The organism is Massilia timonae (assembly GCF_001866515.1).
In the GTDB taxonomy this organism is placed as follows: domain Bacteria; phylum Pseudomonadota; class Gammaproteobacteria; order Burkholderiales; family Burkholderiaceae_D; genus Telluria; species Telluria timonae.
The window spans coordinates 5,406,252-5,431,031 of the sequence record NZ_JRYB01000001.1 but is presented as its reverse complement, the minus strand read 5'-3'; the positions used below and the strand labels follow the sequence as shown (position 1 = coordinate 5,431,031).

General features: G+C 65.8%; 25 protein-coding genes. 19 read left to right on the top strand and 6 right to left on the bottom strand.

Features of this window, described 5'->3' with window-relative positions; translation table 11 throughout:
- The first annotated feature begins 9 nt into the window (after nucleotides 1–9).
- Entirely contained in the window at nucleotides 10–483 is a 474-nt protein-coding gene (locus tag LO55_RS23095) for an AtaL-like protein (protein ID WP_071363257.1), read from the top strand.
- A 23-nt stretch (nucleotides 484–506) separates the two neighbouring features.
- Here LO55_RS23095 and LO55_RS23090 read toward each other — a convergent pair whose 3' ends face one another.
- Entirely contained in the window at nucleotides 507–932 is a 426-nt protein-coding gene (locus tag LO55_RS23090; protein WP_071363256.1) for a thioredoxin family protein, read from the bottom strand.
- A gap of 125 nt (nucleotides 933–1,057) precedes the next feature.
- Between LO55_RS23090 and tsaB the strand changes: the two genes are divergently transcribed.
- The 4 genes from tsaB to LO55_RS23070 are packed head-to-tail and all read left to right on the top strand — an operon-like array spanning nucleotide 1,058 to nucleotide 4,095.
- Nucleotides 1,058–1,768: a tRNA (adenosine(37)-N6)-threonylcarbamoyltransferase complex dimerization subunit type 1 TsaB gene (tsaB, locus tag LO55_RS23085; RefSeq protein WP_071363255.1), complete on the top strand. Its 711-nt coding sequence runs from the start codon at nucleotides 1,058–1,060 to the stop codon at nucleotides 1,766–1,768.
- Nucleotides 1,765–2,244 carry a ribosomal protein S18-alanine N-acetyltransferase gene (rimI, locus tag LO55_RS23080; protein ID WP_071363254.1) on the top strand — a complete coding sequence of 160 codons (480 nt, stop codon included), beginning with the start codon at nucleotides 1,765–1,767 and terminating at the stop codon, nucleotides 2,242–2,244. The genes tsaB and rimI overlap by 4 nt, the downstream gene beginning before the upstream one ends.
- Nucleotides 2,241–3,134, top strand: coding sequence for a uracil-DNA glycosylase (locus LO55_RS23075; protein ID WP_071363253.1), 894 nt, complete (start codon nucleotides 2,241–2,243; stop codon nucleotides 3,132–3,134). Before rimI ends, LO55_RS23075 begins: the two co-directional genes overlap by 4 nt.
- Entirely contained in the window at nucleotides 3,118–4,095 is a 978-nt protein-coding gene (locus tag LO55_RS23070) for a DUF1853 family protein (RefSeq protein ID WP_071363252.1), read from the top strand. The genes LO55_RS23075 and LO55_RS23070 overlap by 17 nt, the downstream gene beginning before the upstream one ends.
- A gap of 458 nt (nucleotides 4,096–4,553) precedes the next feature.
- Here the strand turns inward: LO55_RS23070 and lplT are convergent, their stop codons facing one another.
- Nucleotides 4,554–5,813, bottom strand: a complete 1,260-nt coding sequence (gene lplT / locus LO55_RS23065) for a lysophospholipid transporter LplT (RefSeq protein ID WP_071363251.1) — start codon at nucleotides 5,811–5,813, stop codon at nucleotides 4,554–4,556.
- A gap of 159 nt (nucleotides 5,814–5,972) precedes the next feature.
- On the opposite strand from lplT, the gene alr reads away from it, so the two are divergent.
- From alr to phoR, 10 genes are all read left to right on the top strand, one after another.
- Nucleotides 5,973–7,079, top strand: coding sequence for an alanine racemase (gene alr, locus LO55_RS23060; protein ID WP_071363250.1), 1,107 nt, complete (start codon nucleotides 5,973–5,975; stop codon nucleotides 7,077–7,079).
- 31 nt (nucleotides 7,080–7,110) lie between these two features.
- Nucleotides 7,111–8,487: a DNA repair protein RadA gene (gene radA, locus LO55_RS23055; protein ID WP_005669717.1), complete on the top strand. Its 1,377-nt coding sequence runs from the start codon at nucleotides 7,111–7,113 to the stop codon at nucleotides 8,485–8,487.
- 54 nt (nucleotides 8,488–8,541) lie between these two features.
- Nucleotides 8,542–8,892 (top strand): PilZ domain-containing protein, encoded by a 351-nt coding sequence (locus LO55_RS23050; protein ID WP_307188258.1) that lies wholly within the window; start codon nucleotides 8,542–8,544, stop codon nucleotides 8,890–8,892.
- A gap of 503 nt (nucleotides 8,893–9,395) precedes the next feature.
- Nucleotides 9,396–10,430 (top strand): phosphate ABC transporter substrate-binding protein PstS, encoded by a 1,035-nt coding sequence (pstS, locus tag LO55_RS23045; protein WP_071363249.1) that lies wholly within the window; start codon nucleotides 9,396–9,398, stop codon nucleotides 10,428–10,430.
- A 110-nt stretch (nucleotides 10,431–10,540) separates the two neighbouring features.
- The gene (gene pstC / locus LO55_RS23040; RefSeq protein ID WP_040777679.1) at nucleotides 10,541–11,542 is read left to right on the top strand and encodes a phosphate ABC transporter permease subunit PstC; all 1,002 of its coding nucleotides are present in this window, start codon (nucleotides 10,541–10,543) and stop codon (nucleotides 11,540–11,542) included.
- Between the two features lies 1 nt (nucleotide 11,543).
- Nucleotides 11,544–12,404, top strand: a complete 861-nt coding sequence (gene pstA / locus LO55_RS23035; RefSeq protein WP_005669726.1) for a phosphate ABC transporter permease PstA — start codon at nucleotides 11,544–11,546, stop codon at nucleotides 12,402–12,404.
- Nucleotides 12,405–12,439: 35 nt separating this feature from the next.
- Nucleotides 12,440–13,228: a phosphate ABC transporter ATP-binding protein PstB gene (pstB, locus tag LO55_RS23030; RefSeq protein WP_174348361.1), complete on the top strand. Its 789-nt coding sequence runs from the start codon at nucleotides 12,440–12,442 to the stop codon at nucleotides 13,226–13,228.
- Nucleotides 13,229–13,292: 64 nt separating this feature from the next.
- Complete coding sequence (gene phoU, locus LO55_RS23025; RefSeq protein ID WP_005669730.1) at nucleotides 13,293–13,994, top strand: phosphate signaling complex protein PhoU; 702 nt, start codon at nucleotides 13,293–13,295, stop codon at nucleotides 13,992–13,994.
- 2 nt (nucleotides 13,995–13,996) lie between these two features.
- Nucleotides 13,997–14,683, top strand: coding sequence for a response regulator (locus LO55_RS23020; RefSeq protein ID WP_005669733.1), 687 nt, complete (start codon nucleotides 13,997–13,999; stop codon nucleotides 14,681–14,683).
- Between the two features lie 19 nt (nucleotides 14,684–14,702).
- Entirely contained in the window at nucleotides 14,703–15,995 is a 1,293-nt protein-coding gene (gene phoR, locus LO55_RS23015; RefSeq protein WP_005669735.1) for a phosphate regulon sensor histidine kinase PhoR, read from the top strand.
- A 450-nt stretch (nucleotides 15,996–16,445) separates the two neighbouring features.
- Here the strand turns inward: phoR and LO55_RS23010 are convergent, their stop codons facing one another.
- Genes LO55_RS23010 through LO55_RS22995 form a run of 4 tightly spaced genes read right to left on the bottom strand, consistent with a single transcriptional unit; the run spans nucleotide 16,446 to nucleotide 19,471 of the window.
- Complete coding sequence (locus tag LO55_RS23010; protein ID WP_083415523.1) at nucleotides 16,446–16,796, bottom strand: DUF3325 domain-containing protein; 351 nt, start codon at nucleotides 16,794–16,796, stop codon at nucleotides 16,446–16,448.
- On the bottom strand, nucleotides 16,793–18,427 hold the full coding sequence (locus LO55_RS23005) for a PepSY-associated TM helix domain-containing protein (RefSeq protein ID WP_071363248.1): 1,635 nt from the start codon (nucleotides 18,425–18,427) through the stop codon (nucleotides 16,793–16,795). Before LO55_RS23005 ends, LO55_RS23010 begins: the two co-directional genes overlap by 4 nt.
- Nucleotides 18,424–18,711: a hypothetical protein gene (locus LO55_RS23000; protein WP_005669741.1), complete on the bottom strand. Its 288-nt coding sequence runs from the start codon at nucleotides 18,709–18,711 to the stop codon at nucleotides 18,424–18,426. The genes LO55_RS23005 and LO55_RS23000 overlap by 4 nt, the downstream gene beginning before the upstream one ends.
- A 34-nt stretch (nucleotides 18,712–18,745) precedes the next feature.
- On the bottom strand, nucleotides 18,746–19,471 hold the full coding sequence (locus tag LO55_RS22995; RefSeq protein WP_071363941.1) for a DUF4198 domain-containing protein: 726 nt from the start codon (nucleotides 19,469–19,471) through the stop codon (nucleotides 18,746–18,748).
- Nucleotides 19,472–19,639: 168 nt separating this feature from the next.
- On the opposite strand from LO55_RS22995, the gene LO55_RS22990 reads away from it, so the two are divergent.
- The 4 genes from LO55_RS22990 (at nucleotide 19,640) to carA (ending at nucleotide 24,779) form a co-directional block, all read left to right on the top strand.
- Entirely contained in the window at nucleotides 19,640–21,865 is a 2,226-nt protein-coding gene (locus LO55_RS22990; RefSeq protein ID WP_071363247.1) for a TonB-dependent siderophore receptor, read from the top strand.
- A gap of 91 nt (nucleotides 21,866–21,956) precedes the next feature.
- On the top strand, nucleotides 21,957–22,901 hold the full coding sequence (locus LO55_RS22985; protein WP_071363246.1) for a patatin-like phospholipase family protein: 945 nt from the start codon (nucleotides 21,957–21,959) through the stop codon (nucleotides 22,899–22,901).
- Nucleotides 22,898–23,308 carry a GlcG/HbpS family heme-binding protein gene (locus LO55_RS22980; RefSeq protein ID WP_005669749.1) on the top strand — a complete coding sequence of 137 codons (411 nt, stop codon included), beginning with the start codon at nucleotides 22,898–22,900 and terminating at the stop codon, nucleotides 23,306–23,308. Before LO55_RS22985 ends, LO55_RS22980 begins: the two co-directional genes overlap by 4 nt.
- 307 nt (nucleotides 23,309–23,615) lie before the next feature.
- A complete protein-coding gene (carA, locus tag LO55_RS22975; protein WP_005669751.1) occupies nucleotides 23,616–24,779 on the top strand; it encodes a glutamine-hydrolyzing carbamoyl-phosphate synthase small subunit in 1,164 nt (387 codons plus the stop codon).
- The last annotated feature ends 1 nt before the right edge of the window (nucleotide 24,780 follow it).

Below are 24,780 nucleotides of genomic sequence, written 5' to 3'. Positions count from 1 at the left end.
GAGAACCCCATGATCTATTCGACCGCCACCGTCCCCGTGAACCCGCAAGGCGCCACCCCGTTGACCCGCGTCCAGGCCTGGGCCGGCCTGGTGCGCAAGGCGCGCGACGCGCGCCTGTTCCTGCCCCCTGGCCTGTGCACCCGCTGCGACGTGGTGGAAGAGAGCGCGACGCACATCGTGCGCGAGGCCACGATCGCCGGCCAGGACCTGCGCGAGATCATCGGCTTCGAACCGGAACACAAGGTGTCCTTCTTCCAGGCCTCGGGCCCGCGCGAAGGCGTCATCGTCAACGAGCTGTTCGAGGATGCCGACGGCGCGCTGCAGCTGCGCTTCTACTGCTACCTGGGCCTGCGCGGCAAGGCGCCGGGCGGCGCGGAAGAACAGGCCGAGCAGGCCTGGATGGATGGCGAGAACGGCTACCGCAGCGCCTTGCTGTCGACGCTGGGGCGCACGCGCGAACTGCTGGCGCAGGGACGGCTGTGACGGTTGACGGGTTGGGAGCGGGATCAGTCCGGCGCGCCGAGCAGCACGCGTAGATTGCATTCCTCTTGCCAGTCGCGGCGCTCTGCGCTCGACTGCGCCAGGCGCGCCAGCTCGTCGTCGTTCTGCTCGGCCTGGGCCTGGATCAGCCGGTCGGCCACGCCGCCGTCCGGCACCATGGTGCCGAAGAAAGCGACGGTGTCGCCGCGCTGCAGCAGCAGGGTCGGAAAGTTGTCGACGTCGAGGTCGCCCACCAGGTCGGCCTGGTCTTCGATGTCGATCCAGACGAACTGCTTGTCGGGATGGCGCAGCGCCAGCTCGTCGAAGGTGGCGCGGTAGGTCGCGCAGGTGCCGCACCAGGCGGCGCACAGGCAGGCGACGGTCCAGCCATCGCCATGGACGGCGGCGGCGACGGCGTCGCGGGTGGTGGAGTCGAGGGTCAGGCTCTGCATGTGCGGCATTGTACAGCGAGTTGCGGACGATGTTGCACTGCGGTGGCGCACTGCGGTGGCGCATTGCGGCGGCGATCTGCCGTCGCGCCATGGAAGCCCTCGGGCCGAGAAGGTAAAATAGCGGAATGCCTAACATCCTTGCTATCGAAACCTCGGCCGAGCTGGCGTCCTGCGCGCTTCTGGTCGGGGAAAAAGTCATTGAACGTTCGACGCCCGGCGTGCGCAGCCACTCGCAATCGGTCCTGCCCATGGTGCAGGAACTCTTGAACGAGGCCGGCATCGCCCTGGCCGACTGCGACGCCATCGCCTTCGGCGCCGGCCCCGGTTCCTTCACCGGCGTGCGCACCGCCTGCGGCGTGGCCCAGGGCCTGGCGTATGGCGCCAGACTGCCGGTGCTGCCGCTGGTGACCCTGGAAGCGATGGCCGAGGCCTGCCGCGCCGCCACCGGCGCCGACGAGGTGCTGGCGGTGCTCGACGCGCGCATGGGCGAGGTGTACTGGGCCCAGTACCGCTTCGACGGCGGCAAGTGGGGCGAGGTGGCAGCGCCGGCGCTGTCGGCGCCGCAGGACGTGGCGCCGCTTGCGGCAGAAGGCCTGCGGGCCTGCGGCAACGGCTTCGCCGAGTATGCCGACGCCTTCGCCGGCCAGCCGTTCGCGCAAGACGCGCTGACCGACATCATGCCGCATGCGCGCGAGCTGGCGCTGCTGGCGCGCGGCGCGCTGGCGGCCGGGCAGGGCGTGCCCGCGGCCCAGGCCCAGCCGCTCTACCTGCGCAACAAGGTCGCCTACACCAGCGCCGAGCGCCAGGCGATCAACCAGGCCAAGGCCGGCGCATGACGCAGTTGCAGGATACCGGCTTGAGCCTGGCCCCGATGACGGCGGCCGACGTGGACGAGGTGTGGGCGCTGGAATGCAGTGTCTTTCCCTATCCCTGGAGCCGCGGTAACTTCGTCGACGCCGTGGCCAGCGGTTACGATTGCTGGACCGTGCGCGAGGTCGGCGGAGAAGCCGACGGCGAGCTGGCCGGGTATTATCTGTTGATGTACGCGCTCGACGAGGCGCACCTGCTCGACGTCGCGGTGGCCGGCAAGCGCCAGCGCCAGGGCCTGGGCCGGCGCCTGCTCTACCAGATCGCGGCGCGCGCGCTCGGTCACGGCATGGCATCGATCCTGCTCGAGGTGCGGCCGTCGAACGAACGGGCGCTGGAAGTCTATCGGCGGCATGGCTATGTCGAGATCGGCCGCCGCAAGGGCTATTATCCGGCCGGCGCGGCGGGCCGCGAGGACGCGATCGTGATGAGGCTGGAATTATGAAGAACGTGAGCCAGCGCGACGCGCTGTTCCTGGCCGAGATGGGCATCGGCCCGCTGTGGCAGCCGCGCAATGCGCCGGCGGCCGCGGCGGATCCGGTGGCCGAGGCGGCCGTCGTCGAGGCGGCGCCGGAAGCCGCGGAGCCCGCGCCGGCGCCCGTATCTGCGTCAATTCCTGCGCCAGCGCCCGCGCCAACGCCAGCGCCGGCCGCGCGCGAGCATACGCCGCTGTCCGCGCCGCCTTACCGCAATCCGCCGTCGGTGGTGGATGAATCGGCCTGGGACGACAGCGCCGCGCCCGAGCCGGCGGCGCCCGATGTCGCCACGATGGATTGGGCCGGGCTGCGCCAGGCGATCGCCGCCTGCAAGGATTGCGCCTGCGGCGCAGGCCGCAAGCCGGTGCACGGCGCCGGTCCGCGCCAGGCGCGCTGGCTGATCGCCGCCGGCACCCCGAGCGCGCTCGACGAAGAGGCCGGCCAGCCGCTCACGGGCGAGCCCGGCAAGCTGCTCGACAATATGCTGCACGCGGTCGGGCTGTCGCGCGAGCGCGATGCCTACGTCACGCCGCTGGTCAAGTGCCGGCCGCTGAACGCGAAAGGCGGCGACCGCGCGCCGACCCCCCCCGAGATTGCCGCCTGCCGTCCCTTCGTCGAACGCGAACTGGCGCTCACCGGGGCCACGACCGTGCTGACCCTGGGCCAGGTCGCGACCAACGGCCTGCTGGGCCGCGCGCTGCAGGAGCCGCTGGCCGGCGCCCGCGGCGAGGTCCATCGCCTGGGCGAGGCGCCGCTGGTGGCGACCCTGTATCCTGGCGAACTGCTGCTGCGCGGCGAAAACAAGGCGCTGGCCTGGGCCGACCTGTGCCGGGCACGCTCCCTTGGACCACGCGACTAGCACCTACCAGGCAACCTTCCACCGCCGCTGGGGCCACCTGCGGCGGGCCCCGGTGCGCGCGCTGGCCTGGCTGCTCGATTCACCCGACCTGCTGGACGTCGCTGCGCCCGAGTGGCTTGGCCGCATCGCCACGCTCGGTCCGGTGACACCTGGCGTGGCCGACTGGCTGGCGCAACTCGACCGGGATCCGTCCAGGCTGGAGGCGGCGCTGGGCGACAAGACCTACACCCGCCTCGGGCTGTACGCCGAAAAGCTGATGGCCTTCTATTTCGCCGAGCAGGGCCGCCTGGTGCGCCACGGCCTGCAGGTGCGCGCCGCCCGCAACGACACGGTGGGCGAGTTCGACTTCCTGCTCGAGCGCGGGCCGGATGCGCTGACGCATATCGAGTTCGCCACCAAGTTCTACCTGCTCGATGGCGGCGCTTCTAATGAATTCGACGCCCTCGTGGGCCCCAACCTGGCCGACAGCCTGGGCCGCAAGATGCGCAAGGTATTCGAGCGCCAGCTCGCACTGGGCGATCACCCGGCGGCGCAGGCGCTGCTGCCGCTTCCCGTGACCCAGGCGCAAGCCCTGATCAAGGGCTGGCTGTTCTACCCGTCCGGCAGCTGGCCGGCAATGCAGGGCATCACGGCCGGCCACTGCCGCGGCTTCTGGTGCGCGCTCGAGGAACTGGACGCCATCCCCGGCGAGGAGTTCCTGATCCTGCCCAAGCTGGAGTGGCTTGCGCCGTATCTGGCGCAAGCACCTGCGCGGTCGTCCGACCGGCTCCTGACCCGCCCCCAACTCGGCGCCACGCTGGCGCAAGCCTTCGACACATCCAGCGCGCCGGTACTGGTAGCGATCTTGCGCCGCCAGGGCGATCTCATCGAAGAAGCCGAACGCGGCTTCATCGTCCCCAACGACTGGCGCACCCGCGCCGCCCAAGTGCGCCTGCTGAAATCGCTCCACCCCTCTCCATGAGGGTCAGTGTCGAATTGTTTGACAACTTTCCAAAATCCCCAGTAATTCGCCCCCGAGTCGCTCCTTTTCAGGTGTCAAACTCGACAGTAAACAATGAGGGTCGGAGTCGAATTGTTTGGCAACTTTGAGGAATTGCCCAATAAATCGACTCTGACCCTGATTATTTTTTTGCCATTTGGATCTGTTTAAGTGGAGGTATGGCAAAGAATGCGGAGACTGCCGAACAGCAGAGGAATGCGCTGAAGAGGAGCTGCCTGTCTGCCCCAAATTGCGTTGCAAAATAATTAGGGTCAGAGTCGATTTATTGAGCAATTCCCCACGCCAGCGAGCAATCGGGGACAGAGTGCGCTGCCCGAGCAAGTGCGTATGGTAATCAGACGCCTTCTTCGCGCGCCGAGCAATGGCTGGCGCGAAACGTTGTCAAACAATTCGACACTGACCCTGATTGAGCCTTGGGGTCAGTGCTTGCCTTCGCCGATCAGTCCGAGCGAATCGTGTTCGCGCTGGTTGAGGGTGTGGCGGCGCTGGATCAGGAGCATGATGCCGGCGACCGACAGGCCGAAGATGACGATGATGATGTTCAGGTCCAGGTTCAGCGTGATCATGATCGCGTAGGCGGCCAGCATCACCAGGATCGACAGGTTTTCGTTGAAGTTCTGCACCGCGATCGAGTGGCCCGCGCTCATCAGGACGTGGCCGCGGTGCTGCAGTAGCGCGTTCATCGGCACCACGAAGAAGCCCGACAGGAAGCCGATCAGGGCCAGCAGCGGGTAGGCCACCGTCACCGAGGTCACGAACACCATGCTGGTCACGACCAGGCCCATGATGATGCCCATCGGGATCACGGTCAGCGACTTGCGCAGCGGGATCATGCGCGCCGCCATCGCCGCGCCCAGCGCCACGCCGATCGCGACCACGCCGATCAGGTTGGTCGCCTTGTCCAGCGGCATGCCGAGCGAGCGCTCGGCCCATTTCAGCACGATGAATTGCAGCGTCGCGCCGGCGCCCCAGAACAAGGTCGTCACCGCCAGCGAAATCTGGCCCAGCTTGTCGCGCCACAGGGTGGCCGAGCAGTTCGCGAAATCGGCGATCAGCTTGGCCGGATTGCGTTCCTGGTGCTCGTAGCGGGCGCCGGTGTCCGGAATGCGCAGGTTGAACAGGGCGGCCAGGATATAGATGCCGACCACCACCGCCATCGCCGCTTCGGCGCCGCTCGTGATGCCCAGGCCGGCGAAGGCGTCGAACGACAGCAGGAAGGCCGTGCCGCGCTCGCTCACCAGCGTGCCGCCGAGGACGGTGCCGAGGATGATCGACATCACCGTCAGTCCCTCGATCCAGCCATTGGCGGGCACGAGTTTTTCGGGCGGCAGCAGCTCGGTCAGGATGCCGTACTTGGCGGGCGAGTACACGGCCGCGCCGAAGCCGACCACGGCATAGGCGAGCAGGGGATGGACGGTGAAGAACATCAGGGCGCAGCCGACGACCTTGATGATGTTCGCGATGAACATCACGCGCCCCTTGGGCAGCGAATCGGCGAAGGCGCCCACGAAAGCGGCGAGCAGGACGTAGAACAGCACGAATGACAGCTTCAGCAACGGAGTCAGCGATGCCGGGGCGTCCATTGCGACGAGCAGGCTGATCGCGACAAACAGGAGCGCGTTATCCGCCAGCGACGAGAAGAACTGCGCCGCCATGATGGTATAGAAACCACGGTTCATTCGAGAATTCACAAATCTGGTCCGGGTTGCTTTATACCATGAATGCATAGACCGGCGAAACCGGAAACGCGGCCACGGCGGCGGCGCGCGGCCCGCTCCGGTAAAATAGGCACTTGACGTTTTATACCGGATTCCCTCCGTTTTCCTTAAAAGATTGCCATGCCGCGTCCGCTCTTCGCCACCATCCACCTCGATTCCATGCAACACAATCTGGCCCGGGCGCGCAGCTGCGCGCCGCTGGCGAAGATCTGGGCCGTCGTCAAGGCCGATGCCTACGGCCACGGCCTGGAACGGGCGCTGCGCGGCTTCGCCACCGCCGACGGCCTGGCGCTGGTCGAGCTGGAAAGCGCGATCCGCCTGCGCGAACTCGGCTGGATCAAGCCGATTCTTTTATTAGAGGGATTCTTCGAAGCGGCCGACGTGCCCATGCTGGCCGAGCACAATATCGCCACCGCCGTGCACAGCATCGAGCAGGTCAAGCTGCTCGAGTACACCCAGCTGTACCGCCCGATCGACGTTTACCTCAAGATGAACACCGGGATGAACCGCCTGGGATTTCCGCCCGCCGAGTACGCCGCCGCCTGGCAGCGCCTGCGCGCGATCCGCGACGTGCGTTCGATCACCCACATGACCCATTTCGCCAATGCCGACGAACTCGAACATCCGCGCCTGACGATCGCCGAGCAGGTGCGGCGGTTCCAGCTGGGGGCCGCCGACCTGGCCGGCGAGCGCAGCCTGTCGAACTCGGGCGGCGTGCTGCACCAGGCCGAACTGGCCGACCAGCTGTCGAACGACTGGGTCCGGCCCGGCATCATGCTGTACGGCGGCACACCGGGCGGCCGCAGCGCCCAGGATTTCGGCCTGCGTCCCACCATGACCCTGCGCTCGGAAGTGATCGGCATCCAGCACATCGGGCCGGGCGACACGGTCGGCTACGGCAGCCGCTTCGAGGCCGAGGGCCCGATGACGATCGGCGTGGTGGCCTGCGGCTATGCCGACGGCTATCCGCGCAGCGCGCCGCACGGCACGCCGGTGATCGTCGACGGCGTGCGCACGACCCTGGTCGGCCGGGTCTCGATGGACATGATGACCGTCGATCTCACACCTGTCCCCAACGCCCGCATCGGCAGCAAGGTCACCCTGTGGGGCGACGGGTTGCCGATCGATGACGTGGCCCAGGCCGCCGGCACCATCGGCTACGAGCTGATGTGCGCGCTGGCGCCGCGCGTGCGCGTGACCGAAGGCCGTCTCGGCACCGACGGTTGAACAGCGGCCCGACCAACCCCATATCGATACGATGGCAAAAGCAAAAACCAATTACACCTGCAGCGAGTGCGGCGCGATCGCCAGCCGCTGGACCGGCCAGTGCGCCGACTGCAAGGCCTGGAACACGATGGTCGAGACGGTCGTCGACACGCCCGGCGTCAACCGCATGTCGCAGACCCCGCACCGCAGCCTGGCGCAGACCGCGCCGGTGCTGTCGCTGGCCGACATCGAGGCGATCGACGTGCCGCGCTTCGGCACCGGCATCGAGGAATTCGACCGCGTGCTGGGCGGCGGCCTGGTGGCCGGCGGCGTGGTCCTGATCGGCGGCGATCCCGGCATCGGCAAGTCGACCCTGCTGCTGCAGGCGTTGTCGAGCCTGTCGCTGGTCCGCAGCACGCTCTACGTCAGCGGCGAGGAATCCGGCGCCCAGATCGCGCTGCGCGCGCGCCGCCTGGCGGTGGACGCCAAGGAACTCAAGCTGCAGGCCGAGATCCAGCTCGAGAAAATCCTCGGCACCATCGCCGACCTCAAGCCCGACGTGGTGGTGATCGACTCGATCCAGACCATGTATTCGGATGCGCTCACCTCGGCCCCCGGCTCGGTGGCCCAGGTGCGCGAATGCGCGGCCCAGCTCACGCGGGTGGCCAAGCAGACCGGCGTGACCATGATCCTGGTCGGCCACGTCACCAAGGAAGGCGCGCTGGCCGGCCCGCGCGTGCTGGAACACATCGTCGACACCGTGCTGTACTTCGAGGGCGACACCCAATCGAGCTACCGCCTGGTGCGGGCGATCAAGAACCGCTTCGGCGCGGTGAACGAGCTGGGCGTGTTCGCGATGACCGAGAAGGGCTTGAAGGGCGTCTCGAATCCGTCCGCCCTGTTCCTGTCGCAGCACGACAGCCAGGTGCCGGGCTCCTGCGTGATGGTGACGCAGGAGGGCACGAGACCACTGCTGGTAGAGATCCAGGCGCTGGTCGACACCAGCCACCTGCCCAACGCGCGCCGGCTGTCGGTCGGCCTGGAACAGAACCGCCTGGCGATGCTGCTGGCGGTCCTGCACCGCCACGCCGGCATCGCGGCCTTCGACCAGGACGTGTTCATCAATGCGGTCGGCGGCGTCAAGATCACCGAACCGGCGGCCGACCTGGCCGTGCTGCTGGCGATCAACTCGTCGATGCGCAACAAGCCGCTGCCGCGCGGGCTGGTGGTGTTCGGCGAGGTCGGCCTGGCCGGCGAGATCCGGCCGGCGCCGCGCGGCCAGGAGCGCTTGCGCGAAGCGGCCAAGCTGGGCTTCTCGCTGGCGCTGATCCCGAAAGCGAATGCGCCGAAGGCCAAGATCGAGGGCATGAACATCATCGCCGTCGAGCGCATCGAGGAGGCGTTCAGCAAGTTGCGCGAGATCGACTGACGGTCAACGCGGCGGCGTTATGGCCTGTCGGATTTCCTGGAAGATTCTATAATTGTGTCTTGTTCACTGTATTCGGGTAAACACGTGTATCAAGACCAAAGGAAATCTCCACGCAAGGTGTACCGCACCAAGGCCATGCTCGCCATGGACGGCCAGCCGCCCATCGGCGGCAAGACCACCGACGTCGGCGCCAGCGGCGTGAGCATCAGCATCGCCGATCCGCTGGCGGTCGGGCAGGCCGGCCAGCTGGCCTTCGACCTGCTGGTCGAGGGCAGCTTCGTCACCATCAATACCCGGGCCAAGGTGTCGTACTGCATCTTCAGCAACGGCGAGTTCAAGGTCGGTTTCCAGTTCCTGCAGCCCGACCTGGCCGCGGTGACGGCGCTGGCGCGCTTCATGCGGTAACGGTGGCGGCAGCGCCAGGCCGATGACAGCGCCTGGTATACGACAAGCGGCGAGCGCCATCGGCCTCGCCGCCTGCTGTATTGGCCCACTGAGCGGGCCATTCGCTATTCGTGATAGCGGTCGTGCAAATCGCTGGAACTGCCGCGGATCTCCTGGTAGATCTCGAACGCCACGAGGGCGGCCAATCCGCTCAGAATCCCCATCACCATCAGATCTAACATTACAACCAAACGCCTCTCGGCATCCCCTCCATGTCATGACTACCCTTTCAGGATAGCAGGCAATAGTGTATTTACAAGCTCCATGGTGCGGAACATGACATTATTCGGCTGACGCCGATGTCCATCCGCGCGCCGCGCTGTGCCCAGGGATGACATCCTTGCGCGCGTGTCATGTTCATGTCACATTCGCCAAATATGTCATGAACCTGTCATATTCGCCCGTTAGACTGCGCAGCATCGTCAGCGGGATCGTCCCGTGGTGTCACTTCCAAAGGATCCGATATGCGCATGAAGCACTTCTTCGTCTCGATCGCCCTGGCCGCAACGGCATTCTCCGCCAGCGCCCAGAACGCCAACATCACCGGCGCCGGCGCGACCTTCCCATACCCGATCTATGCCAAGTGGGCCGAGCTGTACAAGGCGGCTTCCGGCGTCGGCCTGAACTACCAGTCGGTCGGTTCGGGCGCCGGCATCAAGCAGATCAAGGCCAAGACCGTCGACTTCGGCGCATCCGACATGCCGCTGGCGGCGAACGAGCTGAACGCCGCGGGCCTGTTCCAGTTCCCGGCCGTGATGGGCGGCGTGGTGCCGATCGTGAACCTGGACGGCATCGCTCCGGGCCAGCTGAAGCTGAGCGGCGCCGTCATCGCCGACATCTACATGGGCAAGATCACCAAGTGGAACGCGCCGCAGATCGCCGCGCTGAACCCGGGCGTCAAGCTCCCCGCCAGCGACATCACCGTGGTGCGCCGCGCCGACAGCTCGGGCACCTCGTTCCTGTGGACCGACTACCTGAGCAAGGTCAGCCCGGCCTGGAAATCGACCATCGGCGCCGGCACCACCGTCAAGTGGGCGGTCGGCGTGGGCGGCAAGGGCAACGAGGGCGTGGCCGCCAACGTGCAGCGCATCAAGGGCGGCATCGGCTACGTCGAGTGGGCCTATGCCAAGAAGAACAAGATGGCGCACACCCAGCTGCAGGGCGCGGACGGCGCCTGGCTGCAACCGTCGGACGACGCCTTCAAGGCCGCCGCCGCCGGCGCCAACTGGAAAGGCACCCCGGGCTTCGCCGTGATCCTGACCAACCAGGCCGGCAAGGGCGCCTGGCCGGTCACCGGCGCCTCGTACATCCTGGTGCACAAGAACCAGCCGGCCGCCAAGGGCCAGCAAGTGTTGAAGTTCTTCGACTGGGCCTACAAGAACGGCGCCCCGTCGGCCGCCGAACTGGACTACGTGCCGATGCCGGCCGAAGTCACCAAGCTGGTGCAGGACGCCTGGCGCGCCAACCTGAAGGACACCACCGGCAAGGCGCTCTGGTAATCCGCATTGCTTGAAACCAGGTGGGCTGGCGCGTTCCAGCCCTTCCGTTCGCCAGCAATATTGACAAAAAAGCTATTAACGACGATATGAGCGCCCACCCATCCGCGACCATGAACGAGCTGCCCGAGAAAGCAGCGGCCGAAGCCGACGCCCTCCAGCATGCTGCGCTGCGCAGCACCATGCGCAACCAGCGCATGCAGGACTTCTTCTTCCACAAGATCACCTGGCTGTTCGCCGCTTCGGTACTGGCGGTACTGATCGGCATCATCATCTCGCTGGCCATCGGCGCGGCGCCGGCCTTCAAGGAATTCGGCCTCGGCTTCATCACCCGGGTGGAGTGGGATCCGGTCAACGACCAGTACGGCGCCATGATCGCGATCTGGGGCACGCTGGCCACCTCGATCATCGCGCTGGCGGTGGCATTCCCGATCAGCTTCGGCATCGCCCTGTTCCTGACCGAGATCTGCCCGGCCTGGCTGCGCCGCCCGCTGGGCACGGCGGTCGAACTGCTGGCCGGCGTGCCGTCGATCATCTACGGCATGTGGGGCCTGTTCGTGTTCGCGCCGCTGTTCGCCGAGTACGTCCAGCCTGCCCTCAAGGAAACCATCGGCCAGCTGCCGGTGATCGGCGTGATCTTCCAGGGCCCGACGATGGGCATCGGCATCATGACCGCCGGCCTGATCCTGGCGATCATGATCATCCCGTTCATCGCCTCGGTGATGCGCGACGTGTTCGAGATCGTGCCGACCGTGCTGAAGGAATCGGCATATGGCCTGGGCTGCACCAAGTGGGAAGTGGTGCGCAAGGTGGTGCTGCCTTATACCCGCACCGGCGTGGTGGGCGGCGTGATGCTGGGCCTGGGCCGCGCCCTGGGCGAGACGATGGCCGTCACCTTCGTGATCGGCAATGCGCACTCGCTGTCGGCATCGCTGTTCTCGCCCGGTAACTCGATTTCGTCGACCCTGGCGAATGAATTCGCCGAAGCGGCCACGGCGCTGCACTCGTCGTCGCTGTTTGCCCTGGCCCTGATCCTGTTCGGCATCACCTTCGTCGTGCTGTCGGCGGCAAAACTGATGTTGCTCGGTATGTCCCGTAGCGAAGGCACCAAATAATATGAATACCGCGATCAAGAACCCCGTCTACCGCAAGCGCCTGCTGGCGCACCGCATCGGCATCACGCTGTCGGTGTGCGCCATGGGCATCGGCCTGGCCTTCCTGGCCTGGATCCTGTTCACCCTGCTGTACAACGGCTTCGGCGGCCTGAGCGCCACCCTGTTCACGGCCGATACCCCGGCCCCGGGCACCCCCGGCGGCGGCTTGCGCAACGCCATCGTCGGCAGCGTGATGATGGTCGGCCTGTCGGCCCTGGTGAGCACCCCGATCGGCATCCTGGCCGGTATCTACCTGGCAGAGTACGGCGAGAACAACAAGTTCGCGCAAATCACCCGCTTCGTGACCGACATCATGCTGTCGGCCCCGTCGATCGTGATCGGCCTGTTCGTCTACGCCCTGTACGTCGCCAATGTGCAGCACTTCTCGGGCTACGCCGGCTCGATCGCGCTGTCGCTGATCGCGATTCCGGTGGTCGTGCGCACCACCGACAATATGCTGCGCCTGGTGCCGGCCAGCCTGCTGGAAGCCGCCTACGCCCTCGGCGCGCCGCACTGGAAGGTGGCGATCACGGTGCGCCTCCGCGCCGTGAAGGCCGGCGTCGTGACCGGCGTACTGCTGGCGATTGCCCGCGTCACCGGCGAAACCGCGCCGCTGCTGTTCACCGCCCTGAACAACCAGTTCTTCAGCGCCGACATGAACGCGCCGCTGGCCAACCTGCCGGTCGTGATCTACACCTATGCCATGAGCCCGTATGACGACTGGCGCTCGCTGGCCTGGGCCGGCGCACTGCTGGTGACTGCTACCGTGCTGTTGCTGAACATCCTGTCGCGGACCCTGTTCAGCCAAAAAACTCCGCGTTAATCGACCTGATAAAAGACAAAGTGATGAACCAAGCCATGCTCAATACGACTCCGACCCCGGCCGCTGCAAAAGCCAAGACGATCGAAATCGAAGGCCTGAACTTTTTTTACGGTAAGACGCAGAGCCTCAAGGATGTCTCGCTCGACATCCACGCCAAGCAGGTGACGGCCTTCATCGGCCCGTCGGGCTGCGGCAAGTCGACCCTGCTGCGCACCCTGAACCGCATGTACGACCTGTACCCGGGCCAGCGCGCCGAAGGCTCGATCATGTACCGCGGCCGCAATATCCTGGAGCCAGGTGTCGACGTCAACATGCTGCGCGCCAAGGTCGGCATGGTGTTCCAGAAGCCGACGCCGTTCCCGATGTCGATCTACGACAACATCGCCTTCGGCGTGCGCCTGTACGAAAACCTGTCGAAGGGCGAGATGGACGAGCGCGTGGAGTGGGCGCTGAAAAAGGCGGCGCTGTGGGAAGAAGCCAAGGACAAATTGAACAAGAGCGGACTGTCGCTGTCGGGCGGCCAGCAGCAGCGCCTGTGCATCGCGCGCGGCGTGGCGGTCAAGCCGGACGTGCTGCTGCTCGACGAACCGACCTCGGCGCTGGACCCGATCTCGACCGCCAAGATCGAGGAACTGATCAGCGAGCTGAAGCAGGATTACACGATCACCATCGTGACCCATAATATGCAACAAGCCGCGCGTTGCTCGGATTACACTGCCTACATGTATCTTGGCGAGCTGGTCGAATTCGGCGAGACCGACCAGATCTTCATGAATCCGGCGCGCAAGGAAACGCAAGACTATATTACCGGCCGCTTCGGCTGATCCTACCCGGTTGTTCATTTTGCCGGCCAGGGCCGGCTTCACAAGAATATTTGACGGAGAAGTTATGACAGGCGAGCATTCATCCAAGCAGTACGACCAGGAACTCGAGGGCATCCGTTCCCAGGTCTTGCTGATGGGCGGCATGGTGGAAACCCAGTTCGAGGACGCGCTCGAGTGCTTCCGCATCGGCGACATCCCGCGCGCCGAGCGCGTGATGGCCGAAGACCAGGCCGTCAACCAGCTCGAAGTCTCGCTCGACGATGCCTGCAGCCACCTGATCGTCAAGCGCCAGCCGACCGCCAACGACCTGCGCACCGTGATGGCCACCATCAAGGTCATCACCGACCTGGAGCGCATCGGCGACGAGGCGACCAAGATCGCGCGCACCGCCAAGAGCCTGCACGAGCGCGGCACGGCCGGCTTCGCCCACTACGACATGATCCGCACCATCGCCAAGGCGACCTCGGAGCTGCTGCACGATTCGCTGGACGCGTTCGCGCGCCTGGACGGCAAGCAGGCCTTGCAGATCATCGCCGGCGACGAGGTGGTCGACCACGAGTTCCGCACCATCCTGCGCACCATGGTCACCTACATGATGGAAGACCCGCGCACGATCTCGTCGGCGCTGGATACGCTGTGGGTGGCGAAGGCGATCGAGCGCATCGGCGACCACGCCAAGAACATCGCGGAATACGTGATCTACGTGGTCGAAGGCCGCGACATCCGCCACAGCAAGGTGATCCTCGACGACCAGTCGGCGGCCTGAGCATGGCGGACAATACCTCCGTCCTGGTGGTCGAAGACGAGCCGGCGATCGTCGAACTGGTGACCTATTCGCTGCGCGAGGCAGGGTGGGACATTCGCACCGCCGACACCACCGCCGGCGCCTGGGAAAGCATCAGCCGGGGCAAGCCCGACCTGCTGCTGCTGGACTGGATGCTGCCCGACCAGAGCGGCCTGCGTTTGCTGTCGCGCCTGCGCGCCGACCGCGACTTCCAGGACCTGCCGGTGATCATGCTGACGGCAAAAAGCATGGAAGAGGACAAGCTGGCGGGCCTGAACAACGGCGCCGACGACTACATCACCAAGCCGTTCTCGCCGCGCGAACTGCTGGCGCGCTCGCGCGCGCTGCTGCGCCGCAAAAGCCCGCACCTGGCCGAAGCGCCGCTGCGCGCCGGCGCGGTGACGCTCGATCCGAACAGCTGCACGGTGACGGTCGAGGGCCAGCAGATCGACATCGGCAACGCGGAGTACAAGCTCCTGAAGTACCTGATGGCGCATCGGGAGCGGGTGTTTTCGCGCGCCCAGCTGCTCGACAAGGTGTGGGGCGACCACGCGGTGATCGAGGAGCGCACGGTCGACGTGCACGTGCTGCGCCTGAGGAAGGCATTGAAAAGCGCCGATGGCTTGATCCGCACCGTGCGCAGCGTCGGCTACATGCTGTCCGAGAAATAACGCGGTGTCGAAGGACGCGATGAATCCCAAGCTGCTGTTCTGGGTGCCGGCGCTGCTGCGCACGGGCCTGTTGTTCGCCGTGGCCGGCCTGGTGTGGTGGTGGTTCGGCCCCATAGCCGGGCTGTCGCTGGCGCTGGCCGGCATGGCGGTCGCCGTGTTCACGCAACTGTCTTACCTGTACAAGCTGGGCGAGTGGCTCGACGAGCCGCACAGCACGCGCCTGCCGGACGGCTGGGGCGCCTGGACCGATGCCTTCGCCCGCCTGTATCGCCTGCGGCGCGACGACGAGCGCCACCAGGCCGAACTGACCGAATGGCTGGCGCGCTTCCGCCAGGCGATGCACCTGCTGCCGGAAGGCGTGGCCATCATGGACGACGTGCTGTTCCTGGAGTGGTGCAACCCGGCGGTCGAGAAGCACCTGGGCCTGACGATGGAGCGCGACAAGGGGCTGCGCGTGACCAACCTGGTGCGCCATCCGGACTTCATCGACTATATCGTGCTGGGGCGCTACGAGCAGCCGCTGACGCTGTCGTTCCGTGGCCGCAAGCTGGAATGCCGCATCATCCCGTTCGAGAACCGGCGCCAGATCCTGGTGACGCACGACGCCACCGACACCGAGCGCATCGAGGCGATGCGGCGCGACTTCATCGCCAACGCCTCGCACGAGCTGCGCACGCCGCTGACGGTGATCGTGGGCTTCCTCGAGATCGCGCTGTCCGATCCGGGCATCGACGTCGCCACGCGGATGGCGCACCTGAACCTGATGACGGAGCAGGCGCACCGCATGCAGCGCCTGATCCAGGACATGCTGACCTTGTCGCGGCTGGAATCGGACGAGTATCCGATGAAGCGCGAGCGGGTGGACGTGCGCACGATGATCGACTCGATTGCCCTGGAGGCGCGCGCGCTGTCGGGCGGCCGGCATCAGATCGAGGTGTCGGTCGACGGCCCCGACGTGATGGGCAGCATGGAAGAACTGCGCAGCGCCTTCGCCAACCTGGCCTCGAACGCGGTGCGCTACTCGCCAAACGGCGGCACGATCCGCCTGGCCTGGACCCGCGGCGCCGACGCTTTATCGTTCGCGGTGACCGACTGCGGCATCGGCATCGACCCCGAACACATCCCGCGCCTGACCGAGCGCTTCTACCGCGTCGACAAGAGCCGTTCGCGCGAGACGCAGGGCACGGGCCTCGGCCTGGCGATCGTCAAGCATGTCCTGCTGCGCCACGGCGGCAAGCTGACGATCACCTCGCAACCGGGCAAGGGCAGCACCTTCTCCGCTTCGCTCCCCAACACCTCGCTACCCGCCTGACCCCTCTCAATGAGGGTCAGCGTCGAATTGTTTGACAACTTTGTGACATACCGAGGCTCTCTGTTTCCGCTTCACGAGCCTTGATGCATTTTGCTCGCAGGACAATTAGGGTCAGAGTCGAATTAACGGCAATTCTGAGAAATTGCTCAATAATTCGACTCTGACCCTAATTAATTTTCGGGTATTTACTCGCCGTCGAGAAATTGCTCAGCTGTGATAAAGGTACTCCCGGAAAAGCTGACCGAAAAACTTGCTTTGAAACAGTTGAGAAGCCCGTTTTTGTTGCAAAACGCATGAGGGTCAGAGTCGAATTATCGAGCAACTTTAAAAGTTGTCAAACAATTCGACTCTGACCCTCATTATCTTTTCAGAAAGCTGTCGCCGGTAAATTATGGCCAGAGAAGCGTGGTGAGCGAAGATAGGAAATTGCTCAATAATTCGACTCTGACCCTAATTGCGCAGGAGGAGGGTGGCGGCCAGCAGGGCGGCGGGGAGGCCGATCCAGGCGCTCTGCATCACCCGGCGCGGGTGGTATTGCAGGAGCAGGGTGACGGTCCAGGCGGCGAGCGACAGGATGCCGCACCACAGCACCGGGCCGATGTGCCAGCCGCTGGCGCCGATGCAGGCCATGAACGACAGCAGCAAGCCGATCCAGCCCAGCGTGCGCAGGCGCAGGCGGGTGGTGGCGGAGGCTTCCTTGCCGCGGCCGTGGATGTCGGCGTAGTGGCGGTCCATCGTGATGCTGGTCGCGGCGAAGCCGCTGAAGGCGAGGGCGGCGCCGCTCAGGATCAATGCGCTCATGCGGTCTCCAGTGGCGTCGGTTGCGCCGGGTTGGCCGGCTGCCGCGCGGCAGCCTGCTTCTTCGCCTTGCGGCCCAGCCACCAGGCGGCCCAGCCGAGCAGCAGGCCCAGCAGCATCACGACCAGGTCGAACCCGGCCACCGCGCGCAGGGCCGGACCGCCGAACAGGGTCACCCCCAGGTGGGTGTCGGTCGTGAGCGCATTCAGCACCGGAATCCCAGCCAGCAGCAGCGCGCCCAGCGTCAGCTGGAAGCGCCACATCGCGCGCGTCGGGCGGATCTGGGCCAGCAGCACGGCCAGGCCCCAGGCGATGAAGAAGCAATTGGCCTCGAGGTTCGTGCGCTGCGCCATCTCGACCGGCAGCAGGCGGTTGGCCCAGAAGTAGACGGCGAAGGCGATCGGCAAGCCGGCGATGGCGCCGATGTTCAGGGCGTCGACCAGGCGCACCCCGTAGCCGACCCGGCCGCCCTTGGCCAGCGCCTTGGCGTATTTCTGGCGCTCCTTCACGCCCCACAGCAAGGCGCCGGTGGCGACCATCGCGGTGCCGGCCAGCCCGCACACGAAGAACAGCGCGCGCAGCAGCGGGTCGGCGAAGTGGGCCACGTGCAGGCCATAGATCGCGGCGCGCGTGTCGAGCGTGGTGCTCATCGGCGCGGTCTCGTTCAGCAGCGCGCCGCTCACGCCGTCGAAGGTCATGGTCGGCTCGATGTTCGACAACTGCTGGCCCGAAGGACGATGCAGCGCGACCCGGGCGTTGGCGTCGTTCGGATTGCTCACCACGATCCGCGTCGGCGCCTGGCCCCAGGCGCGCTCGGCCTGCAGCAGCATCGGCGCGATGTCGGCCAGCGGCGCGAATTCCTTCGCCGGCTTCACCCGTTCGGCGTTCGGGAACACGTCCGCGAACATGGCGCTCTGCTCGGCGCCGTACAGCGCCTTGGTGGGCGAGGGCATGTACATGAACATCAGCGTGACCAGGCCGGTGTACGTGATCATCAGGTGGAACGGCAGCGCCAGCACCGCGGTGGCGTTGTGCGCATCGAGCCACGAGCGCTGGCCTTTCTTGGGACGGAAGGTGAAGAAGTCCTTGAAGATGCGCTTATGGGTGATCACGCCGCTGACGATCGCCACCAGCATGAACATGGCGGCGACGCCGACGATCCAGCGGCCCCAGATGGCGGACATATAGTACAGGTCGAAGTGCAGGCGGTACAGGAACTCGCCGCCGCGGGTGTCGCGCGGCGCCGCGGTGTTCTCGCCGGTCATCGGATCGAGCGTGAAGTTCTGGGTGCGGAACGCCGCGCGCCGCTCCTCGCGCGTCATGCCCTTTTTGGGCGGGTTGGTCCAGCTGGCATAGATCAGCGGATTGCGCTCGTGCGGCAGGTCGAGGAACCAGGCATTCGCCTTCGGCGCGCGCTGCTGCAGCTCGCGCACCGCGAGCGTGGCCGATTCGGCCGGCGTCACCCGCGAGGGCGCATCGGCCGCCTTGTGCAGCTCGGGCTTCATCCAGAACGTGATCTCGTGCTTGTAATAGGCCGCGGTGCCGCCCATGAACACCAGCAGCAGCAGCCAGCACACCAACAGGCCCGACCAGGTGTGCACCCAGGCCATCGATTGGCGCAAGCCTTCTTTCATGACGCCCTCCCGGCAATCCACAACACAGCGCCCAATACGCTGCTGGTTGCGACCACCCCGACCCAGGCGCGCAGCGCGCTGCCGGTGGCGAACACCCACAGGATCACGCAGGTATAGACCACGAAGGAGAGCAGGGTGGCGAGGGTGACGGCGTCGGCGCGCGGCAGCGGCAGCGCGATGGCGATCAGGGCGCTGGCGATCGCGGTCAGCACATAGCCGCCGGCGATCGCCGCGACCGCGCGCGCGGCCACGCCGCCGCGGTAGCGCCAGGTGAGGGTAGTCATGAGGCTCGGGCCTTTCTATGCGAATGGATGGCGATCAGTGTTCCGCGCCCGGCGCCAGCGCAGGGCCCGCAGGCAGGGGAGCGATGCCTCGCGGCTGGATGACCGTCAGCGACGAGGTATGGCTGGCGCTGGCGTACTGCACGCCGGCGCGCTCGCCGCCACTCTTGTCGGTATGGGCCGTCTCCAGCACATACATGCCTTTCCACGGCAGCGCGAACTTCACCGCGCCGTCGGCGTCGGCCAGCGCTTCCTTCGACCAGCCGCTCGGCACGGTGATCGCCACCTTCGCCTTCGGCAGCGGCTGGCCCTGGTAGTACACCCTGAATTCGCCGGGCGTGCCGGTCGGGACGATGTCCAGCGCCAGCTTCGGCTGCTGGGCGGCGAAGCTGGTCGCCAGGCGCGCCGCCGGGATCCAGATGTGCTGGCTGGTCTTGCCATCCTTGGTCGTTTCCCAGCCCGGATAGGCATTGTCCTCCGCCACGATGGCGTCTCCCGCCGCCAGGCTGGCGCCTTCGACCACGTAGCCCCTGGCGGTCTTCTCGAGCTTGAGCCCGGTTTCGCCGGAAGCCTTGAGCAGCGTCGCGCGCGGCGCGACGAATTTATCGAGCAGGCCGGGCGTGGTCTCGCGCTGGTTCAGGCCGAACTCGCCGAACTGCAGCGTCACCGTCTTGCCGTCTTGCTCCAGCCAGACGTGGTGCGCCTGGGCGCCAGGTGCGATGGCGGCGAGGGCGAGGAGCGAGGAGAGCAGCAGTGTCTTCATGGTCGTCATTCTCTTTAAAGGTTTATTTAATTCGATGACGCCCATGCACTCTCCGAATAAAGCATGCCTCTTTTGGTAGGGCCGTCGAATATGTGCATTGCGTCAATTATTGAACACGAATTATAATGCGAATCATTCTCATTATCAAAACACTTTCAAGGAGTGATCATGTTGCGCCCAGTGCCATCCGTTGTATCCCATCCAACGCCCGTCGCCCGCCTGGTGCGTCAGGCCACTGCACTGTGCGCAACCGCAGCCCTGCTATCACCGCTGGCCGCGCTGGCGGCGGCCCCCGAGGCGCCGGACGAGATCGCGGCGGACGCGATCCCCACCGTCAACGTCACCGGCAAGCACGACGCCACCACCGAGAAGAGCAAATCGTTCACCACCCGTTCCTCGACCCTGTTCAAGGGCGAGCAGGACATCCGCGACACGCCGCAGCCGGTCACCGTCATCACCCGCCAGCTGATGGAAGAGCGCAACCTGCTCGACCTGACCGACGTGCTGACCAGTACCGCCGGCATCACGGTCGAGTACACCGACAGCGAGCGCCTCGGCTACAACTCGCGCGGCTTCGGCATCGATGCGATGCAGATCGATGGCCTGAGCTACAAGCAGTCCGGCTCGGCCTTCATCCAGCCCGACACCGCCGTCCTGGACCGGGTCGAACTGCTGCGCGGCGCGTCGGGCATGCTGCGCGGTTCGGGCAACCCGTCGGCCACCGTCAATATGGTGCGCAAGCTGCCGACGTCCGGGTTCCAGGCCACGGCCGGACTGACGGTCGGCTCGTGGGATCGCCGCCGCGTCGAAGTGGACGTGTCGACCCCGCTCAACGACAGCGGCACGGTGCGCGGCCGGGTGGTGGCGGTCAAGGACAAGAAGGACTTCTTCCAGAAGGCGCGCGAAGAAGACCGTGAAGTGCTGTATGGCGTGGTCCAGGCTGACCTGACGCCGCGCACCACGGTCACCGCCTGGCTGCAGCACACCGACCTCGACGCCACCGGCGCCTGGGGCGGCATCCCGGCCAACTTCGACGGATCGTCGTTGAACATGCCGGACGACACCTTCCTGAGCGCCGGCTGGAGCCGCTGGAACCGCTACAACGACCAGGCCCAGGTCGGCATCGAGCACCGCTTCGACAATGGCTGGAGCGTGCGTGCGAGTGCCGGCTATCTCGGCCTGCGCATCAAGCCCAACGGCTTCAAGCAGTCGTACATCGCGCGCACCAGCACCACCAATCCGTATTTGATGGACATCACGACGTCGCAGTACACCGGCGACGACAGCCGCCAGCAGGCGCTGAGCATCGTCGCCGACGGCCCGTTCACGCTGTTCGGCCGCAAGCATGCGCTGGTGCTGGGCGCCGAGCGTGTGTACGACCGGACGATCGCGACCTATGGCGTGGGCAGCCTGTTCAAGCAGACGGTCGACATTCGCACCTTCGATCCGTACTCGAGCTATCCGGAGCGCGAGGTGACGACGATGCCGGCCGGCGGCAATCCGCCGACGGTGACGACCAATAACGGCGCCTTCGCCACCGCGCGTTTCTCGCTGGCCGACCCGCTGACCCTTTCGCTGGGCGCGCGCCTGAGCTGGTGGGAAACCGAGAACCGCGCCAACGGCAGCGGCTACAAGGTGACGCGCGAAGCCACGCCGTATGTCGGCCTGGTCTATGACCTGTCGAACGAGATCAGCGCCTACACCAGCTATACCGAGATCTTCACGCCGCAGAACGTGCGCGGCGCCGACGGCAACCTGCTCGAGCCGATCACCGGCGAGGACATCGAGGTCGGCCTGAAAGGCGAGTTCTTCGGCGGTCGCCTGAACGCCTCGCTGGGCCTGTTCCAGATCGAGAACGTCGGCCGCGCAATCGAAGACACCTCGTCGATCGATCCCTGCCTGCCGTACTTCACCACTGGCTATTGCCGCATCGCCGGCGGCAAGCAACGCAGCGAAGGCCTGGAGGCCGAAGTGTCGGGCGAGCTCTTGCCTGGCTGGCAGCTGATGGCGGGCTATACCAATACCCGCACCAAATACCTGCGGGATGCCGCCGCCAACACCGGCCAGCCGCTGCGCAGCATCGATCCGAAACACCAGCTGCGCCTGTTCACCAGCTATAGCCCGAACCGCTCCGGCCCGGGCTGGACCGTCGGCGGCGGCGTGAACATGCAGAGCGATTCGTATGTGCGCGGCAGCGGCCTGACCGCGACCCAGGGCGGCTATGCCATCGCCAATGCGATGCTCGGCTGGCGCTTCACCGACACGCTGTCGGTGCAGGCCAACGTGAACAATCTGTTCGACAAGGTCTACTACAAGCGCTTCGGTCCGACCGGGCTGGCCTGGTACTACGGCGATCCACGCAATGTGTCGGTGAGCCTGCGCGGCAGCCTGTAAGACGCGTCGCCTACCCGCGCCGGGTGGGTTGGCTGTGCTGGGGAGAACGAGCCGAGGTACAATCGTCGCCTCGTTCTTTCTCCCACATTCCATGGTTTCTCGTCGTTCTTCCCTCGTGGCCTGCGCCGCGCTGCTGCTGGCGGCCTGCGGCAGCACCCCGACCCCGGCTCCCGTCGCCACGCCCGCGGTCGCGCCCCAGGCGGCGCCGCTTCCTCCCAAGAAAATCCGCATCGGCCTGGCCCTTGGCGGCGGCGCCGCGCGCGGCTTCGCCCATATCGGCGTGATCAAGGCCCTCGAGGCCCAGGGCATCTATCCGGAGATCGTGGTCGGCACCAGCGCCGGTTCGGTGGTCGGCTCGCTGTATGCATCGGGCCTGAACGGCTTCGCCCTGCAAAAGACGGCGCTGACGATGGACGAGGCGACCATCTCGGACTGGGCAATGCCGTGGCTGAGTAAATCCAGCGGCCTGCTCAAGGGCGAGGCGCTGCAGAATTATGTGAACAAGGCGATCGGCAATGTGCCGATGGAAAAGCTGAAATTGCGCTTCGGCGCCGTCGCCACGGATTTGAAAACCGGCCAGCCGATCCTGTTCAACCGCGGCAATACCGGCATGGCGGTGCGCGCGTCGTCCGCCGTGCCGAGCGTGTTCCAGCCGGTGAAGATCGGCAACAAGGAATACGTCGACGGCGGCCTGGTGGCGCCGGTGCCGGTGCGCTTCGTGCGTGAGATGGGCGCCGATTTCATTATCGCCGTCAATATTTCGAGCGCGACCGAAGGCGCGGCCACGGCCAGCTCGCTCGACGTCCTGATGCAGACCTTCAGCATCATGGGCCAGCGCCTGAACCATTTCGAATTGAAGGACGCCGACATCGTGATCACGCCGGCGCTCGGCAATATGGGATCGAGCGATTTCGGCGGACGCAATCTGGCCATCCTGGCCGGCGAGCAGGCCGCCGCCGCGGTCATGCCGCAGATCAAGGCCAAGCTGAAGCTTAAACAACAAGTACCGCAACCTGCACCACAAGGAAAACCATGAACACCAAACCCTACCTGACCCTGGCCGACGTGAAGAAGATCGGCGCCGCCGCCGAAGCCGAAGCCGTGCAAAACGGCTGGGCCGTGTCGATCGCGATCGTCGACGACGGCGGCCACCTGCTGTGGCAGCAGCGCCTGGACGGCGCGCCGCCCGTGTCCTCGTATATCGCCCCGGCCAAGGCCAATACCGCCGCCCTCGGCCGGCGTGAGTCGAAGATCTATGAAGACGTGGTCAACAACGGCCGCGTGTCCTTCCTGAGCGCGCCGAAGCTGGAAGGCATGCTCGAAGGCGGCGTGCCGGTGATCGTCGACGGCCATGTGATCGGCGCGGTTGGCGTCTCGGGCGTCAAGTCGGAGCAGGACGTGCAGATCGCCCGGGCCGGTATTGCTGCGCTGAACGCCGCCTGATGGCTGCTTAAGCCCGAGTTGCGGGCGCGATATTGCACCCGCAACATAAGTTTCAGCAGGGCAGGGAAGATGGCACGACGTGTCATCTTCCGACAATTTGGTGGCAGTTATGTGGCAGCGCCGCATTGCCGAACATCAGAGTTCGCGCTATAATTCGGAAGTTTATCTAATTCAAACTTAGCCGTAGCGCATACCCACCATCCCTCATTCAACATGACCTCCAACACCGGGCGGCTTCACCGCGCCCAGGACAGTTGGATGTCGGTCTGACGTGGCGAAGCTACGGCAACTTTTTCGGGAGTTGCCCTTGCCGCCATTTTTTTCTGGCCCCTCCGTTCCAGCCATCCTGGCACTTGCTGACGGGACCATCTTCAAAGGATATTCCATTGGTGCCGTCGGTCATACGACCGGCGAAGTGGTGTTCAACACCGCGATCACCGGCTACCAGGAAATCCTGACCGACCCGAGCTATTCGCGCCAGATCGTCACCCTGACCTATCCGCACATCGGCAACTACGGCGTGAACAGCGCCGACGTCGAAGCGGGCAAGGTGCACGCCGCCGGCCTGATCATCCGCGACCTGCCGCTGCTGGCCTCGAACTTCCGTTCGACCCAATCGCTGGGCGACTACCTCAAGCAAGAGAACGTGGTTGCCATCGCCGGCATCGATACCCGCAAGCTCACCCGCATCCTGCGCGAAAAAGGCGCCCAGGCCGGCGCGATCCTGACCGCCGCGCAAGGCGTCGAGCCGTCGCCAGCCCAGGCGCTGGAACTGGCGCGCTCGTTCCCGGGCCTGGCCGGCATGGACCTGGCCAAGGTTGTGTCGGTGACCGAACCCTACGAGTTCACCGAGACCGAATGGAAGCTGGGCGAGGGCTTCGGCAAGCAAACCGACCCGCAATACCACGTGGTCGCCTTCGACTACGGCGTCAAGCGCAACATCCTGCGCATGCTGGCCGAACGCGGTTGCAAGGTCACCGTGCTGCCGGCGCAATCGACCGCCGCCGACGCCCTGGCCCTGAATCCGGACGGCATCTTCCTGGCCAACGGCCCGGGCGACCCGGAACCGTGCGACTACGCGATCAACGCATCGCGCGAGCTGATCGAGAAGGGCATCCCGACCTTCGGCATCTGCCTCGGCCACCAGATCATGGCGCTGGCGTCCGGCGCCAAGACCATGAAGATGAAGTTCGGCCACCATGGCGCCAACCACCCGGTGCAGGACCTGGACAGCAAGAAGGTCTTGATCACCTCGCAGAACCACGGCTTCGCGGTCGATCCGGAAACCCTGCCGGACAACTGCCGCGTGACCCACGTCTCGCTGTTCGACGGCTCGCTGCAGGGCTTCGCCCGCACGGACAAGCCGGCCTTCTGCTTCCAGGGCCACCCGGAAGCCTCGCCCGGCCCGACCGACGTCGCCTACCTGTTTGACCGCTTCATCGGCCTGATGCAAGCAGCGGAGAAAAAATAAT